This is a genomic window from Nakamurella sp. (assembly GCF_044224575.1).
GTDB lineage: Bacteria > Actinomycetota > Actinomycetes > Mycobacteriales > Nakamurellaceae > Nakamurella.
Window position 1 is genome coordinate 103,999 of the sequence record NZ_JBGAKE010000005.1, and the last position, 15,936, is coordinate 119,934.

13 protein-coding genes and 1 riboswitch are annotated in these 15,936 nt (G+C 72.1%); all 13 genes read right to left on the reverse strand.

Going from position 1 to position 15,936, the window contains the following annotated elements:
* Positions 1-180: 180 nt before the first annotated feature.
* The 13 genes from ACILSK_RS07565 to gcvH all read right to left on the reverse strand — a co-directional run bounded on the left by ACILSK_RS07565 (position 181) and on the right by gcvH (position 15,916).
* Complete coding sequence (locus ACILSK_RS07565; protein WP_395726533.1) at positions 181-1,047, reverse strand: hypothetical protein; 867 nt, start codon at positions 1,045-1,047, stop codon at positions 181-183.
* Positions 1,044-1,958, reverse strand: coding sequence for a hypothetical protein (locus ACILSK_RS07570; RefSeq protein WP_395726534.1), 915 nt, complete (start codon positions 1,956-1,958; stop codon positions 1,044-1,046). The genes ACILSK_RS07565 and ACILSK_RS07570 overlap by 4 nt, the downstream gene beginning before the upstream one ends.
* 109 nt (positions 1,959-2,067) lie before the next feature.
* Positions 2,068-4,941: an aminomethyl-transferring glycine dehydrogenase gene (gene gcvP, locus ACILSK_RS07575; RefSeq protein ID WP_395726535.1), complete on the reverse strand. Its 2,874-nt coding sequence runs from the start codon at positions 4,939-4,941 to the stop codon at positions 2,068-2,070.
* 80 nt (positions 4,942-5,021) lie between these two features.
* A riboswitch (glycine riboswitch) is annotated at positions 5,022-5,136 on the reverse strand.
* 106 nt (positions 5,137-5,242) lie between these two features.
* On the reverse strand, positions 5,243-5,695 hold the full coding sequence (locus ACILSK_RS07580; protein ID WP_395726536.1) for a hypothetical protein: 453 nt from the start codon (positions 5,693-5,695) through the stop codon (positions 5,243-5,245).
* A gap of 39 nt (positions 5,696-5,734) precedes the next feature.
* Positions 5,735-8,065 carry an FHA domain-containing protein gene (locus tag ACILSK_RS07585; protein WP_395726537.1) on the reverse strand — a complete coding sequence of 777 codons (2,331 nt, stop codon included), beginning with the start codon at positions 8,063-8,065 and terminating at the stop codon, positions 5,735-5,737.
* Complete coding sequence (locus ACILSK_RS07590; RefSeq protein WP_395726538.1) at positions 8,059-9,816, reverse strand: protein kinase domain-containing protein; 1,758 nt, start codon at positions 9,814-9,816, stop codon at positions 8,059-8,061. Before ACILSK_RS07590 ends, ACILSK_RS07585 begins: the two co-directional genes overlap by 7 nt.
* A gap of 265 nt (positions 9,817-10,081) precedes the next feature.
* Positions 10,082-11,317, reverse strand: a complete 1,236-nt coding sequence (locus ACILSK_RS07595) for an MFS transporter (RefSeq protein WP_395726539.1) — start codon at positions 11,315-11,317, stop codon at positions 10,082-10,084.
* A gap of 455 nt (positions 11,318-11,772) precedes the next feature.
* Positions 11,773-12,255 carry a MarR family winged helix-turn-helix transcriptional regulator gene (locus ACILSK_RS07600; RefSeq protein WP_395726540.1) on the reverse strand — a complete coding sequence of 161 codons (483 nt, stop codon included), beginning with the start codon at positions 12,253-12,255 and terminating at the stop codon, positions 11,773-11,775.
* Positions 12,256-12,621: 366 nt separating this feature from the next.
* Positions 12,622-13,164, reverse strand: coding sequence for a MerR family transcriptional regulator (locus ACILSK_RS07605; protein WP_395726541.1), 543 nt, complete (start codon positions 13,162-13,164; stop codon positions 12,622-12,624).
* 280 nt (positions 13,165-13,444) lie between these two features.
* A complete protein-coding gene (locus tag ACILSK_RS07610; protein ID WP_395726542.1) occupies positions 13,445-13,963 on the reverse strand; it encodes a bifunctional nuclease family protein in 519 nt (172 codons plus the stop codon).
* Between the two features lie 109 nt (positions 13,964-14,072).
* Positions 14,073-14,810, reverse strand: coding sequence for a MerR family transcriptional regulator (locus ACILSK_RS07615; protein WP_395726543.1), 738 nt, complete (start codon positions 14,808-14,810; stop codon positions 14,073-14,075).
* A 117-nt stretch (positions 14,811-14,927) separates the two neighbouring features.
* Positions 14,928-15,410 carry an FHA domain-containing protein gene (locus ACILSK_RS07620; RefSeq protein ID WP_395726680.1) on the reverse strand — a complete coding sequence of 161 codons (483 nt, stop codon included), beginning with the start codon at positions 15,408-15,410 and terminating at the stop codon, positions 14,928-14,930.
* Positions 15,411-15,511: 101 nt separating this feature from the next.
* A complete protein-coding gene (gcvH, locus tag ACILSK_RS07625) occupies positions 15,512-15,916 on the reverse strand; it encodes a glycine cleavage system protein GcvH (RefSeq protein WP_395726544.1) in 405 nt (134 codons plus the stop codon).
* Positions 15,917-15,936 lie beyond the last annotated feature (20 nt).

The following is a 15,936-nucleotide window of genomic DNA, read 5'->3' on the forward strand; positions in this document are numbered from 1 at the left end:
CGGCGCGAGTCGACGGGTCCGGGGGGGCGCGGCGCGAGTCGACGGGTCCGGGGGGGCGCGGCGCGAGTCGACGGGTCCGGGGGGGCGCGGCGCGAGTCGACGGGTCCGGGGGGGGCGCGGCGCGAGTCGACGGGTCCGGGGGGGCGCGGATCCGGGCGACGGACCGACGACCGCTACGCCCTACCCTGCGACCAGCGGCAGCGGCCCGTCGCCCAGGCCGAGCAGCGTTCCGGTCAGCCGTTGTGATCCGACCACGCGCACCCGGCAGGTCGCCGCAGACTCGGGGTCGGCCAGGCCCACCTCGAGCCGCCCGCCGCCGGTGGGGTCGGTCATCGACGTCAGCCGGCCCACCAGGGCCCGGCAACTGTCCAGGGTCGGCGTCGCCCCCGCCAGCAGGGTGCCGAAGACCTGCTCGCCATGGGCCGCGCCGCAGGAAACCCGCCGGTCCGGCCGCTGTCCGGATCGGCAGGAACCGAAGGGTGTCGGAGCGGCGGAATCCGCCATCGACCGCTGGTACGACCCCTGGTATCGCTCCAGGCCGGGCGCCAGGACCGCACAGACGGACCACCCGTCCGGGCCCGGCGCGCTCGGCACGGCCACGAACCGCTGCACGATCGCGGGTGACCACACACCGGCCGCGACCGCGGCGACCTGCCACCGCAGGTGCTCCCGGTAGGTCGCAGCGACGTCGGTGCACCACTGACCGGCCGCGCTCGCCCGGGCGCCGGCATCCGGGCCGGAGAGATCCCGGCGGAAGGCCACCACTTCACCGACGTGCGCGCCGACACAGGTCGAGAAGACCACCGCCCCCTCGTCGACGACGGCCGCGCTGATGCCGAACACCAGGGGCATCAGAGGTGGGGTGGGTCCGTCCAGCGCCGCCACGCAGTCCCCGACACCCGGCACGCCGACGGTCCGGGCGACCACCGCCGACCCGGCGATATGCAGCCCGTTCCACCGGGCGGCCGCGGGCAGCCCCAGGGCGACCAGAAGCACCAGTCCGATGCCGAGCAGGCGGCGGGCCGAGGAGCCCCGGTCGGCGGTCACGACGCGAACGGCAGGGGTCCGTCACGGATGCCGGTGACCAGTCCGATCAGCGGCCGCCGGTCCGCCGACGTCACGAAACAGCCGAGTGTGGAGGGATTTCCACTCCACTGCGCGGCGACCACGCCCATCCGGTCGGCGACGAAGGTCAGCTGCCCGCCGCGGGCCGGGTCGGCGGTCTCCATCACCCGCGCGGCCACCCGCTGGCAGGAGGAAACGACCTCGGCGTCCGGGCTCGACCCGTAGGGTCCGGTCCAGCCCGTCGCCAGGAGCTGCGCGGTGTGCGGCCGCGCGCACTCCGCCGGGCCGGCGAGCTGTCCCGACGGGTCGGAGGTCCAGCACGAGCCGAAGCCCACCGGAAGCGTGCCGATGCCGAACGAGCCGGCCAGGCTGCCCCGGTACGGCTGCCCGCCGGCCGGGGCGATCACGCACGCCGACCAGGCGCGGCCGGCGCGGCGTTCGAGGTCGGTCGGCGCGATCAGGAAGGACTGGTAGGCCAGGGTGGGCCGCCACGACACCGGTTCCACCAGCCAGGGTTCGGCCGCACCGGTGGACCTGGCGTCCAAGGTGAGCCCGGCAAACTGGGCCAGCGGGGAGTAGCAGGGGCCGGCCCGGCGCGATCGCGGCGCGTCGACCAGGGCGGCCTCGTCCGGCCAGTACGCGACCACCTCACCGGCGATCAGGCCCTGGCACGGGCCGAGCAGCACCCGATCCATCGACAGCTGCGGCGGCGCCTGCCCCGAGTTGGTGACGTCGGCCGGCAACCGGGCGACGCAGTCGCCGACCGCCGGCGGGGACGGCAGGGCGATCGGCACCGCCGTGCCGATCGACCTGATTCCGGACAGCACGGGGGCGACCATCACCGCCGCGAGGGCGACGACGACCAGGGCAACACCGACCAGGCGCCGGTCCATCACTCAACCGTAACCTCGCCGTGACAATTCGGCCGTCGAACGGCAGCGGAGCGAGGACAGACGGTCGAACCGATGGTCCACGGGCGGGCCGGGTCAGGTCGGCCCCGGCTCAGGCGTAGGCCTCCGGCGACGGGCACGAACAGACGAGGTTGCGGTCCCCGAAGGCACCGTCGATCCGGCCGACCGGCGGGAAGTACTTGTGCGCCGGCGACACCCCGGCCGGGAAGACCGCCTCGGCGCGGGAGTACGGGTGCTGCCACTCCCCCACGAGTTCCGCCGCGGTGTGCGGGGCCCCGCGCAGCGGGTTGTCGGTCACCGGCCATTCGCCGGCACCGACCCGGTCGATCTCGCCCTTGATGGCGATCATCGCGTCGCAGAACCGGTCGATCTCGGCCAGGTCCTCGCTCTCCGTCGGCTCCACCATCAGCGTGCCGGCCACCGGGAATGACATGGTCGGCGCGTGGAAACCGTAGTCCGCCAGCCTTTTCGCCACGTCGTCGACGGTCACACCGACGCCGGAGGTGATCGGCCGGAGGTCCAGGATGCACTCGTGGGCGACGAATCCGCCGGCGCCGGTGTACAGCACCGGGTAGTGCTCGTCCAGCCGCCGGGCGATGTAGTTGGCCGCGGCCACCGCGGTCAAGGTGGCCCGGCGCAACCCGGCGCCCCCCATCATCCGCACAAAGGCCCAGCTGATCGGCAGGATCGACGCGGACCCGAACGGCGCGGCGGCGATCGCCCCGACACCGGTGGCCGGCCCGGCCGCCGGGGCCAGCGGGTGGTTGGGCAGGTACGGCGCCAGGTGCGCGGCGACCGCGACCGGTCCGACGCCCGGCCCGCCGCCGCCGTGCGGGATGCAGAAGGTCTTGTGCAGGTTCAGGTGCGAGACGTCGCCGCCGAACGCACCCGGCCGGGCCACCCCGACCAGCGCGTTCAGGTTGGCGCCGTCGACGTAGACCTGCCCACCGGCGGCGTGTACCAGGTCCGCGAGCTCGGTGATGGTGTCCTCGTACACGCCGTGCGTGGACGGGTAGGTGACCATGATCGCGGCCAGCTCGGCGGCGTGCTTGTCGATCTTGGCGCGCAGGTCGGCCATATCAATGTCACCAGTTGTCGACGTCCCCACGACGACCACGCGCATGCCGGCCATCACCGCGCTGGCCGCGTTGGTGCCGTGCGCCGACGCCGGGATCAGGCAGACGGTGCGAGCGTCGTCACCGTTGGCCCGGTGGTAGGCGCGGATAGCCAGCAATCCGGCGAGCTCGCCCTGCGACCCGGCATTGGGCTGCAGGGAGACGGCGGCGTACCCGGTGATCTCGCACAGCCACGCCGACAGCTGCTCGATCAGTTCGAGGTAGCCGGCGGCGTCCTGAGCCGGCGCGAACGGGTGGATGCCGGCGAACTCCGGCCAGGTGACCGCCTCCATCTCGGTGGTGGCGTTGAGCTTCATCGTGCAGGAGCCGAGCGGGATCATCGACCGGTCCAGCGCCAGGTCCATGTCCGAGAGCCTGCGCAGGTAGCGGAGCATCGCCGTCTCGCTGCGGTGGGCGTGGAAGACCGGGTGGGTCAGGTAGTCCGTGGTGCGAGTCGCCCAGCCGGGCAGGATTGTGGCCGGCTCCCCCAGGTCCGCCGCGGCGCCGAAGGCGGCGAGCACCGCGGACAGGTGCTCCGGCGTGGTCGACTCCCCCACGCTGATCTGCACCGCATCGTCGCCGTCGGCCCACAGGTTGATGCCCCGCTCGCGCGCCGCGGCCAGCACCGCGGCGGCCCGGCCGGGCACGGCGACCCGGACGGTGTCGAAGAAGTGCTCGTGCTCGACGGTCAGCCCGCCGTCCCGCAGCGCCGCAGCGAGCAGCACGGCGTCGGTGTGGATCCGCCCGGCGATCCGGCGCAACCCGTCCGGCCCGTGGTAGACCGCGTACATCGACGCCATCACGGCGAGCAGGACCTGCGCGGTGCAGATGTTGCTGGTCGCCTTCTCCCGGCGGATGTGCTGCTCCCGGGTCTGCAACGCGAGCCGGAACGCGGTCGTGCCGTGCGAATCGTGCGAGACCCCGACCAACCGGCCGGGCAACTGCCGTTGCACGTCGGCCCGGACGGCGATGAACCCGGCGTGCGGACCGCCGAAGCCCAGCGGCACGCCGAACCGTTGCGCCGAGCCGACGGCGACGTCCGCGCCGATCTCGCCGGGCGGGGTCAGCAGGGTCAGCGCGAGCAGGTCGGTCGCGACGACGACCTTGGCCTCCCGCTCGTGAGCCGACGCGATCAGCTCCCGGTGGTCCCGGATCGCCCCGGACGCGCCGGGGTAGGACAGCAGCAGCCCGAAGAAGTCGCCGACGGGGAGGTCCGGCACGCCATCACTCAGGTCGGCGACGACCACCTCGATGCCGATCGGTTCGGCCCGGGTCCGGATGACGGCGATCGTTTGCGGCAAGGTGTCGGCGTCCACCACGAACCGGTTGGACTTGGACCTGGCGGTGCGCCGGATGAGAGTCATCGCCTCGGCCGCCGCGGTGCCCTCGTCGAGCATCGAGGCGTTGGCGATGTCCAGGCCGGTCAGGTCGGCAACGGCGGTCTGGAAGTTCAGCAGCGCCTCCAGCCGGCCCTGCGAGATCTCCGGCTGGTAGGGCGTATAGGCGGTGTACCAGGCCGGGTTCTCCAGCACGTTGCGCTTGATCACCCCGGGGGTGACCGTGTCGTGGTAGCCCAACCCGATCATCTGCACCATCGGGCGGTTCTTCTCGGCCAGCGCGCGGAGCTCGACCAGGGTCTGCGCCTCCGACGCCGGGGCCGGCAGATCGAGTCCCCGGCCGTCCCGGATGGTCGCCGGCACGGCCGCGGCCTCGAGTGCATCGAGGTCGGCCTGGTCGAGCAGCTCCAGCATCCGCCGCAGGCCGTCGGCGTCCGGACCGATGTGCCGGTCGGCGAACGTCGCGCTGGTCCCGGTCATCGCGCTTGACGGAGGGGTCGAAACAGTGGTCATGAGGGTCACCTTCCCGTAGGGCCGAGAATCCGCCTCCCCCTCAGTCGCCCGGCAAGTGGTACGCCCGGTTCCAGAGGTGTCTCGCCCCGGCGGTTCGGTGGCCTGAGAGATTGGCGGGGAGGCTTGCTCCTTCGGCGGCCCGGCGCGCGCGGTGACCTGGTTCGGTGCGGCCGGACACTCTCCCGCAGGGGGTCGGTGACGGCACCGAGGTTACCAGCGCGGCCGGGCGCCGGCCGGCGGCCACCTGCGGCGGTGGCCCTCCCACCGGTTGTCGCGCGGCGTCGCGACCGGGCGACCGGCCTCAGCAGTTCGCGATGGCGGTCACGGGGCGCAGGTCCGACGTACCACCCGCGCCGCGCCCGTCGAGTTCGCCGAACCCGGTTGTTGCCCGGTAGCTGTCGCTGAAGTACGCCGACGCATAGACGTAGGACACCCCCCAACGACCGTTTCGGCCGGAGGTGGACGTCTCACCGATGTAGGCGCCGGCGCGGGTGACGACGACCTTGCCGCTGACCACCTTGCCGACGTTGCTCGCCGCCACCAGCTGGATGCGCCAGACGGGGCCGTACCCGCCGTATTCGAGGGTCTTGCACGCGACGACGACGCCGTAACCGGGATAGTTGGCCAGCTCCGAGACGGCCGCCTGCGCGGGCGCGGCGGTGGCGACGGACACCGCCGTCAGTGCGAGGACGGTTCCGACGCCGACGAGAGCGCGGCGCACGCGACGATGCCGGGTTCGGGCTTCGTTGCTCATCGTCGGATGGTATCCGCGCCAGTCGCTCGTAGCGGTCCGTCAGGGACGCGCGCGGGCCGGCCGCGGATCGAGCCGGGCCAGCAGCACCCAGGTCAGCGCGGTGAAGGCCGCCGCCAGCAGGACCAGCGCGCCGGCGTCGAACAGCCAGGTCTGGACGGCGTGCTCCCAGGTCGGGTCCGCGGTGCCGCGCACGATCGGGCTGAGGTCGACGGTGGCCGCCGCCATCGAGAACGCCCAGCGGGCCGGCACGAACCACGACAGCTGCTCCAGGACCGGCCGGTCGTCGACCGCGAAGAGGCCGCCGCACAGGACGAGCTGGACCATGATCACCAGAACCAGCAGCGGCATGCCGCGGTCGGCGTTGTCGATGCCCGCGGAGATCGCCAGCCCGAGGATCATCGACGTCACGGTGACGGCCAGCACGGCGAGCCCGACCTCGACGGATCCGGACCCCAGCAGCACCGCCGAGTCGGGGGGCTCACGCCCCAGGGTGGCCAACGCGACGAACAATGCCGACTGCATCGCGGTCACCAGCCCGAGGACGACGATCTTGGACGCCAGATACGGTCCGATACCCAGGCCGATGGCCCGTTCCCGCAGGTAGATGGGACGTTCCTTGATGAGTTCGCGGACCGCGCCGGCGGTGCCCATCAGGCAGCCGCCGATGATCAGCACGAGCAACAGCTGTTGCGGTTGGGGGTCGTCCCCGGCGACCGCGGCGCTCACGGACAGCCCGGCCGAACCGGGAACGGCCCGGGCCAACAGGCTCAGGACCAGCGGCAGCGCGGCCAGGAAGATCGCGTACTGCCGGTCGGCGGCGATCACCGCCAGGTAGCGGCGGCTGAGCACGCCGAACTGACGCCCGGCGCCCTGCTGCCGGTGCGCCATCACCCCCGCCCGGCCGTCGACGCCGGTCATCGACGCACCGGCCACCCGGCGGGCCGGATCCGCCCGCGCACCGTGCTGGCCGGCGGCGGAGCCGGCGAAGCGGGTGGCCCAGAACTCGCCGTCCCGGGCCGGCAGCAGCTGGAACACTTCGGCGAAGTCCGCCTGGCCGAAGTAGTGCAGCGCCTCGTCCGGCGGTCCGTAGTACGCCACCCAGCCGCCCGGCGCGAGCACCAGCACCCGGTCGCACAACGCCAGATTGGCCACGTTGTGGGTGACCACCACGACGGTGCGGCCTTCGTCGGCAAGGTCCCGCAGGGTGTGCATGACCGATCGATCCATCCCGGGATCGAGCCCGGAGGTGGGCTCGTCGAGGAACAGCAACGAGGGCTTGGTCAACAGCTCGAGGGCGACGCTGGTCCGTTTGCGTTGCCCACCGGACAGACTGGAGATCCGCTGGTCGGCGTGCGCGGTCAGGCCGAGTTCGGCCAGCACCTCATCGATCCTGGCGCGGCGATCCGATTCGGCCGTATCGGCCGGGAAGCGCAGCCGCGCGGCGTACTGCAGCGCCTGCCGGACGGTCAGCTGGGTGTGCAGCACGTCGTCCTGCGGCACGACGGCGATGCGGTGCCGCAGCTCGTCGTAGTCCCGGTACAGATCGCGGTCGCCGTAGTGCACGCTGCCCGAGTCGGCCGGCCGCGACCCGGTGAGCGCGCCCAACAACGTCGACTTGCCGGCGCCGCTGGGCCCGATGACCGCGAGCAGGCTGGTCGGCGGCAGCTCGAATCCCACTCCCTGCAGCAGGGTTCGACCCTTGCCGGTCGTCACGGTCAGGCTGTCGGCGGCGAACCCGGGACCGCCCCGGTCCGCCGTCTCGATCAGGGTGTCGCCATCGAGTCGAAGCAACGATCGGCCCACGCCGATCACGTCGGCCGGGGTGATCACGGCCGAGTCGATCCGCCGGCCGTTGACGAAGGTGCCGTTGCCCGAGCCCAGATCGGTCAGCTGCCACTGCGACCCGCGCCGCTCCAGCACGGCATGGTTCCGGGACACCAGCAGGTCGTCGAGGACGACGTCGTTGCCCGGCAGGCGACCCACCGTCACTCGCTTCCGGCCGCGCACCGTGTGCACCTGGGTCGGCCCCGGATCCGACGGCGACGGTCCGGCGTCCGGGACGCCGCCGAGCAGGACCTGGAGCACGGCCCCGTCGTCCGCGCCGCCCAGCCGCAGGACCAAGGGCTGACGAACGTCCAGCCGCTCGATCCGGTGGGGCCCGACGTAGGTGCCGTTGCTGCTGTGGTCGGTGATCACCCAACCGGCCCCGGTCGCCACCAGCACGAGGTGCCGCCGGGACACCTTCGGGTGCGCCAGATCCAGGTGGGCGCCGGGCCCGCGACCGACCACGAACGGCGCCCCGGCCGGCACCGGGACCCGCCGCCCGTCGACCACCAGGAGCAGCCCGGGTGCCGCTCCCGGGGTCAGCACTCGATCGCGGATTCGTCCGGCCCGACGCCCGTGGCCAACACCTTCACGTAGCTCGACGCGGTCGGCCGGGCCGCACACGCGGCGTCGTCTCGGCCGAAGGGCCCGAGATAGACCCCGTAGATGGGGTTCCCGTTCAGATTCGGGGCCAGCGAGCCGCAGGAGGCATCGGTTCGCAGGTAGGACGAACCGGGGAAGGCGGCCAGCATCGAGGCCACCTCCTGCTGGTACGCGCCGGGCGTGGTGGCCGAGTGCACGAACGTCAGGTACTGGCTGGTACAGCCGACGTTGGCGATGGGCGTGGCCAGCCCGAGATCCCCCGACCCGCGCACCGGCTCCGGCAGTGGTTGCGGGGCCGGGGTGAACGGCTGGGCCTGGGTGACGGTCTGCTGCACGGTGCTGGTCACCACCACCGTGCCCGGCGGCGCCGAGGTCGGCGCGGACGAGACGGGCGGCGCCGGCGCCGGAACCGGCGATGGCCCCGATGGCGGGGCCGAGGCTGCGGCCGGTTCCGTCGCCGCCACCGGGCCGGCGGTCTCCCGCCCGCCGGCCGTCGTGACGCCTCCGGTCAGCCGCCAGACCAGGATGCCGGCAACGGCGGCAACCACGATGACCGACGCAGCGGCCACCAGCCAGACGGCCGCGCGGGGGCGCCGGCCGTCTGGGCCACCACCGGCCGGGACGGTGACGGGCGCGCCGAAGGTCGGCGGAGGGGGCGGACCACCCGGGCGTGCGGGCGCGCCCGGCCCGAGCAGGGTCGGCGGGGCAGGTGGACCGCCCCGGCCTGGGGTCGCGCCCGGCCCCAGCAGGGTCGCCGGGGCGGGGGTGCCGGCGCCGGCGTCGGGCGACGGGATGCGCGGGTCGGTTGGCGGATGGGTGATCCCGACGCCCGGCAGGGTCACCCCTACGCCGGGTGCGTGCGCGGCTCCGTGGACCGCCTGTGTGGCGGCGCGAGCCAAGTCCCCGGTGCTCGGATACCGCGCCGCCGGGTCCTTGGCCATCCCGATCGCGATCACCCGGTCCAGTGCGGCCGGCACGTCCGGCCGGACCGCGCCCGCTCGCGGGGCCGGGGAGTCCAGGTGGGCGTGCATGAGCGCGGGCAACCCGTCCACCGGGTAGGGCCGTTGTCCGGTCAGGCTTTCGTAGAGCACGCAGGCCAGCGAATACACGTCGGCCCGGGCGTCGACCTCACCGCGGCCGGTGAACCGCTCGGGCGCCATGTAGTCGAGCGTCCCGATGGTGGCGCCCGTCGCGGTGAGCGCCTGGCCGCTGGTCGACATGCCGAAGACGTGCGCGATCCCGAAGTCGACCAGGTAGACGAAATCGTGCCGGGTCACCAGCAGGTTTGACGGCTTGACGTCCCGATGGACCAGATTGTCGGCGTGCGCCGCGTCCAGTGCCTCGGCCGCCTGGGCGATGAACGACACCGCGCGGGAGACCGGCAGCGGGGCGTCCTGCTCGATCACCTGGCCCAGGTCGCGCCCGCGGACCAGTCGCATGTCCAGGTACAACCGGCCGTCGATGTCCCCGTAGCGATGGATCGGAATGACGTGCGGATCGGACAGGCGGGCCGCGGCGAACGACTCCCGGCGGAACCGCTCGACGAAGCCCTCGTCCTGGATCAGCGCCTTGGGCAGCAGCTTGAGCGCGACCACCCGGTTCTGCTCACGGTCGAACGCCTCGTAGACCACGCCCATGCCACCGCGGCCGAGCAGGCCGCGCAATTCGTACGGACCGAAGCTCGCGTCTTCCATGGGCCGGATCCCCCCGGAGTGTTCAGGCGTCGGAGCACATCGGGACGACCACGACAGTGCGGCACCGCCCCCGGGCATTGATCAACGCTGAGTATACGAAGACGACCATCAGCAATCGGATTCGGCCGGCTTGTTCGCCCGAAAGGGCTACAACCTGGGTGCGTCGATATGCACTCTGAGTCATGGATTGGTGTGGTGATGGTCATTCTCGCCCGACGTCACACGACCAGCGGGTCGTCATCCGTTCGGGAACCACGCCCCGCCGTCAGTGGGCGAGCCGCGCCCGACCGGCCACCCGACGCACCGCCGCCGGCACCCGGATCCGCAGCGACGAACCCTCCGACCGGGCCGCCAACACCGCCGCACCGACCGCGGCGAGCAGGCAGATCAGGCCCGAGACGACCAGGGCGGTCGGCGCCCCCCATTGCTGGGTGATGGCCCCGACGATCGGCGCGCCGATCGGCGTGCCGCCCATGAAGACCAGCATGTACAGGCTCATCACCCGGCCGCGCAGCTCCGGGGAGCTGGACAGCTGGACCGTGGCGTTGCCCAACGTGTTGAAGGTGACGGAGACGAACCCGACCACGACCAGCAGGATCAAGAACGGCCAGAACCACGGGGTCAACCCGAGCACCACCAGGCCCAGGCCGAAGCCGGCCGCCGACGAGAACAGCACCGGCAGGCTCGCCGACGTTCGCCGAGCGGCGAACAAGGCCCCGGTGACGGAACCGGCCGCCATCGCCGTATTCAGCAGGCCGTACAGGTCCGCGCCCGACTGGAAGACGTTCTGGGTGTACGCGGACAGGATGATCGCGAAGTTGTAGCCGAACGTCCCGATGAAGAAGACGAGCACGATGGGCCACAGCAGGATCGGGTTCTGCCGCACGTAGCGCAGCCCCTCCCGGAGCTGGCCGCGGGCCCGGGTTGCGTGCGGCAGCCGTTGCAGCTCGGCGGGTCGCATCATCAGCAGGGCGACCAGCACGGCCACGAAGCTCAGCGCGTTGAACGCGAATGCCCAGCCGATGCCGACGGCGGCGATGAGCACGCCGGCGACCGCGGGCCCGAGCATCCGGGCCAGCTGGAAATTGCCTGAGTTCAGCCCGACGGCGTTGCGGACCAGCTCGGTCGGCACCATCTCGTTGACGAACGTCTGGCGGGTCGGATTGTCCACCACCGTGGCGAGGCCAAGGCCGAACGCGATCACGTAGACCTGCCACACCTCGACTGCCCCGGTCAGGGTGAGAACGGTCAGCAGCACGGCGAGGGCGCCCATCGACGCCTGGGTGATCAGCAGCAGCCGCCGCTTGGGGTAGCGGTCGGCGATCAGCCCGCCCCACAGCCCGAACAGCAGCATCGGCAGGAACTGCAGCGCCGTCGTGATGCCGACCGCCAGCGGCGACTTCGTCAACTCCAGGACGAGCCAGTCCTGGGCGATCCGCTGCATCCAGGTACCGGTGTTCGACACGATCTGGCCGGCGAAGAAGAGCCGGTAGTTGCGCACCCGCAGCGCGGCGAAGGTGCTGGGCCGGGATCGTTCGGTCGGTGTCGCCCCAGTCGGCGTTGTCGTCCCTGTCGGCTCTGCCGTCGGTGCCGGCGGCGGCGGTACGGGTGGGGCGACGGAGCCCGCGGGTCGGGCATTCATCGCCCGGCCGACTTCGTTCGATCGCGCGTCGTCCGGGGCCGGGCGCCGATCAGTCGGCCGGTCGACACCGGCGACCGGGTACGCCTCGTTCGGCGGCCGGACACCGGTGCTCGATCCCCTCCCGGCAGCATTGTTCGGCCCCGGCCCGTCGGTGGTGTCGATCATCCGATCGAGCGCAGCCGCCGTCCCGCCCACCGGCCCGGTCGGACCCGTCGCGGGGCACGACCCGCCGCCACGGCCCGCTCGATGGTCCGGGCGGCGTGGGGCGTTCGACCGACCGGCGTCGTGCCGGCGGATCTGGACGCGTCGGGTCGTCATGGCCGGTCCGCCAGCAGGTCCAGCACGGGCCCGGCCGCCAGCAGCGTCGCGCGCTCGTCCGGGGAGAGCTCACTCATCTGTTGCGCGAGCCACGCGGTCCGCCGTCGACGGGTCTCCAGGACGAATGCCTCCCCCTTGTCGGTGCGGGAGATCAGGCACTGCCGTCGGTCCGTCGGATGCGGGTCGCGGCGCACGAGGTGGCGTTCTTCCAGGCTCTCGATCACCTTGGTCATCGACGGCGGCTTGACGTGCTCGGCCCGCGCCAGCGCGCTGGGGGCCATCGGTCCGCACCGGCCGATCCGGCCGAGCACGGCCAGTTCGGTCGCGGACAGGTCGCCGTCGCCCAATGTCTGGTAGCGCAGCCGACGACCCAGCCGGAGCACGGCGCCGCGCAGGGCGGCCACCGACTCCAGGTCCAGCGGGGGCAGGCCCGGCACAGCCGGGTCCGGCCCCTGCGGCACGGAGTGGTCATCGGTCATGTCATTAGTTTACCTCATTAGTTGCGCGAACGAAAGTGGCGCCCGACCGGGGGACGGCTCATCGAACCTGACCTTGGCCGGGAGCGGGGCGCCACCGGCGCCGCCTGGATGCCGACGGCCCGCAGCGCTCCGCGGGCGCGCAGCACCGGCGGAGCAAGCCGCGCGCTCCTCGTCCGTGGGCGCGCTCTCGGCGCCAGCTCGACCCATACGACCCGGGCTGGCGACCACCACTGGCCCACCACCGGCGTCGGAGAGCCGGCCGTCGGCCATGAAGGGGTGGGTGGGATACCTGACACCGGCGTTGCCGCGGAAACGCAGTCCGGCCGGCCGTCCCGCTGGGTGGCCGCGCCGGATGGAGGCGGTCAGTCAGCCGGCGGTGCGGGCGCGCCGGCGCTCGGACAGCTCGTCGCGCTCGACGGGGACCACCCGATCGCCCTCGACCCGCTCCTGCGGGAACTCGGCCAGCGAGCCGGTGATCTCCTTCATGGTGCCGCCGACGGCGATGCCGAACACACCCTGGCCGCCCTGCAGCAGGTCGACGATCTCCTCGGGCGACGTGCACTCGTAGACGGTCGTGCCGTCGGAGAACAGGGTGACCCCGGCCAGATCCTCGACCCCGCGGGCCCGCAGGTGCTCGACCGCGACCCGGATGTTCTGCAACGAGACCCCGGTGTCCAGCAGCCGCTTGACCACTCGGAGCACCAGGATGTCCTTGAACGAGTACAGGCGCTGACTGCCCGAACCCTGGGCGCCACGCACGGTGGGGACGACCAGGCCCGTCCGCGCCCAGTAGTCGAGCTGCCGGTACGTGATGCCGGTCGCGCTACAGGCCGTCGGCCCGCGGTAACCGACGTGTTCGTCCGGCAGGGACGTGTTCGGGAACAGAGCAGCCTGCTCCTGCTCGACCATCCCGCCACCTCTCCAAGGAAGAACATTCATCGGGACCGCTGTCGCGGCCGGAATCACATGTGCGTGACTTGATGACGGTAGGCCCGTGCCGGGCCGGGGGTCAACGTCCGGGGCTGGCGTGTCCGCCGGCTGCGCCTGGGGTTATCGCTTTGTGACCTCCGCGGCCGAGCGCACGATGCCCGCCAACCACCGAGCAGACCCGCCAACCACCGCGCAAAGGGCGCGCCCGGCAAACCCGGCGGGGTCGGATTGCCCGACGCCGTCCACGGCACCCAGCCGGTCAGGGCTTCTGCTCGCCGCCGAAGTCGTCGGGCGACACGGAATCGAGGAACTCGCGGAACCGTTCGACCTCGTCCTCGGCGTCCCCGACCTCCGCCGCGTCGTCCGAGCCTTCCTCTTCCGGGCTCTCCGGGATGACGATGCCGGCCTCGGCGAGGACCGATTCCTCGACGAACACCGGAATGTCGACCCGCACGGCCAGGGCGATCGCATCGGAGGGCCGGGCCGAGACCGTGGTGCCGTTGTCGAAGGCCAGCTCACCGAAGAAGGTGCCCTCCCGGAAGTCGACCACCCGCACCTGGGTGACCGAGCGACCGAGCGCGGCAATCACGTTCCCGAGCAGGTCATGGGTCAGCGGACGCGGCGGCCGCACCCCCTGCTGATGCATCGCGATGGCGGTGGCCTCGGCGGAACCGATCAGGATCGGCAGGCTGCGCGGACCGTTGACCTCGGTCAGCATCAGAATCGGCTGCTGGGTCGGCATTTCGACCCGGACGCCGACGATCCGCATCTCGATCATCTCGGTGTGCCTTTCTCCGTCACCTCGAAACGCTACACGCCCGACGAGGTTCGCCGCGCAGGCCGTGGCCGGCCGGAAAGCAACGCCGTGGGCGCCCGGAGAAGGGTCATCAACGGCCGAGATCCCGACGCAGTCCGGCCTTGACCAGCTGCGAGTGCAGCCGCAGAACGGTGGCCGCCAACTGCGCGGCTTCGGCCCCCGCCCGTTCCCGGGCATCGGGGTCGCGTTGCCGGGCCTGCGCCGAGACGAGCTGGGTGATCAGGGTGGCCTCCCGGTCCGCCGCCGTCCGGAACGACCGCAGGTGCCGAGGCTCCAGCCCCACGGCCAGCAGCTCGGCCGAGGTCGACGCGACATGCGCGGCGTCCGCGTCGAAGTACCCGCCCGGCCCGGCCGCCAGCAGACCGAACTGCTCCAGTTCGGCCAGCGAGGTCGCGCTCAGGCCCGAATGCACGAGCAGTTCGGCCCGGGTCATCCGAATCTCGGTGCCGGTGGCGAATTCCCGCGGCGTCGGCGCCTCGGCGGCATGCAGGGCCGCCGGCATCCGGGCCTCCGGACGGGCGGGCTCCAGACCCCGATCGATGGCGTCCAGATGGTCCTTGATCACCTTCAGCGGCAGGTACTGGTCGCGCTGGGCGGCCAGCACGTAGCGCAGCCGGCCGACGTCGGCCGGGCTGAACTGCCGGTAGCCGGACGGCGTCCGGTGTGGGGTGACCAGGCCCTCGGACTCCAGGAACCGGATCTTGGAGATGGTGACCTCGGGGAACTCCGGCTTGAGCTGGGCCTCGACGGCGCCGATGGACAGCCGGGTGTTCGTCGGTGGATCGGACTCGGCTAATGACGTCGACATCGTGAACTCACCCGCACCCGTTCGCGATCGGCTGGCCAGACCCGGGCACCACCGGTCGCCCGACGAGCCGCCCCACTGCCCCCAACGCCATCGGCCCGGTCGGTGGACCGGCTTCGCTCATGACCTGGTGTCGCCCTGGGCCTGGTCGCCCGACAGGAACACCAGCCGGAACTTGCCGATCTGAACCTCGTCGCCGTTGGTCAGCGGGGACACCTCGATGGGCTCGCGGTTGACATAGGTGCCGTTCAACGAACCTATATCGGCAACCTCGAATCCCTCGGCCGTCCGGCGGAACTCGGCGTGTCGACGGGACACCGTCACGTCGTCCAGGAAGATGTCGCTCTCCGGATGCCGACCGGCGGTCACCTTGTCGCGGTCGAGCAGGAAGCGTGAGCCGGCGTTCGGTCCGCGCTTGACGACCAGCAGCGCCGTCCCCGACGACAGGCCGTCGACGCCGCCGATGACCTCATCGGCGGAGTCTGGCTCCGTGACCCCGAACAGACCACCGGCGAAGATCGACGTCGAGTCCGACGCCGCCGACGACCCGGCCGCCGCGGACGCGGGCAGAGGTCCGGACCCGCGGTCGCTCTCAGTCACCAGTCACTCCTTCGCTTCACCGTGGCTCATCGGCCCGATCAACGACGTTTCCCGTTCTGTCGACCGTACCGTGCCGTTCCGGCGTGTCGCAGCGCGGGCACCGGTCAGCCCTCCCCGATCAGCTCCGCGTAGGCGCTCCCGTCGAGCATTTCATCCAGCTGGGCGGGATCGGTCAGCTCGATCTCGAGCATCCAGCCGTCGCCGTAGGGGTCGCTGTTGACCAGTTCCGGCGACGAGTCCAAGGCGTCGTTGCGAGCCACCACCGTGCCGCCGAGCGGGGCGAAAATCTCCGACACCGACTTGGTCGACTCCACCTCGCCGATCGCGTCACCCGGTTCGACGGTGGTGCCCGGTTCGGGCATCTGCACGAAAACGATGTCGCCGAGCGAATTCTGTGCGTAGTCGGTGATGCCGACCCGGGCGACGGTGACACCGTCGGTCGCCTCTCCACCGTCCCGGGTTCGCACCCATTCGTGCTCGGAGCTGTACCGCAGGTCCTCAGGGATCACGGTCGGCGGCCTTTCTGCTG

Coding starts and splice junctions, on each gene's coding strand:
- ACILSK_RS07570 (WP_395726534.1), bottom strand. CDS start 1,958: ATGGACCGGCGCCTGGTCGGTGTTGCCCTGGTCGTCGTCGCCCTCGCG.
- gcvP (WP_395726535.1), bottom strand. CDS start 4,941: ATGACCACTGTTTCGACCCCTCCGTCAAGCGCGATGACCGGGACCAGC.
- ACILSK_RS07580 (WP_395726536.1), bottom strand. CDS start 5,695: ATGAGCAACGAAGCCCGAACCCGGCATCGTCGCGTGCGCCGCGCTCTC.
- ACILSK_RS07590 (WP_395726538.1), bottom strand. CDS start 9,816: ATGGAAGACGCGAGCTTCGGTCCGTACGAATTGCGCGGCCTGCTCGGC.
- ACILSK_RS07600 (WP_395726540.1), bottom strand. CDS start 12,255: ATGACCGATGACCACTCCGTGCCGCAGGGGCCGGACCCGGCTGTGCCG.
- ACILSK_RS07605 (WP_395726541.1), bottom strand. CDS start 13,164: ATGGTCGAGCAGGAGCAGGCTGCTCTGTTCCCGAACACGTCCCTGCCG.
- ACILSK_RS07610 (WP_395726542.1), bottom strand. CDS start 13,963: ATGATCGAGATGCGGATCGTCGGCGTCCGGGTCGAAATGCCGACCCAG.
- ACILSK_RS07615 (WP_395726543.1), bottom strand. CDS start 14,810: ATGTCGACGTCATTAGCCGAGTCCGATCCACCGACGAACACCCGGCTG.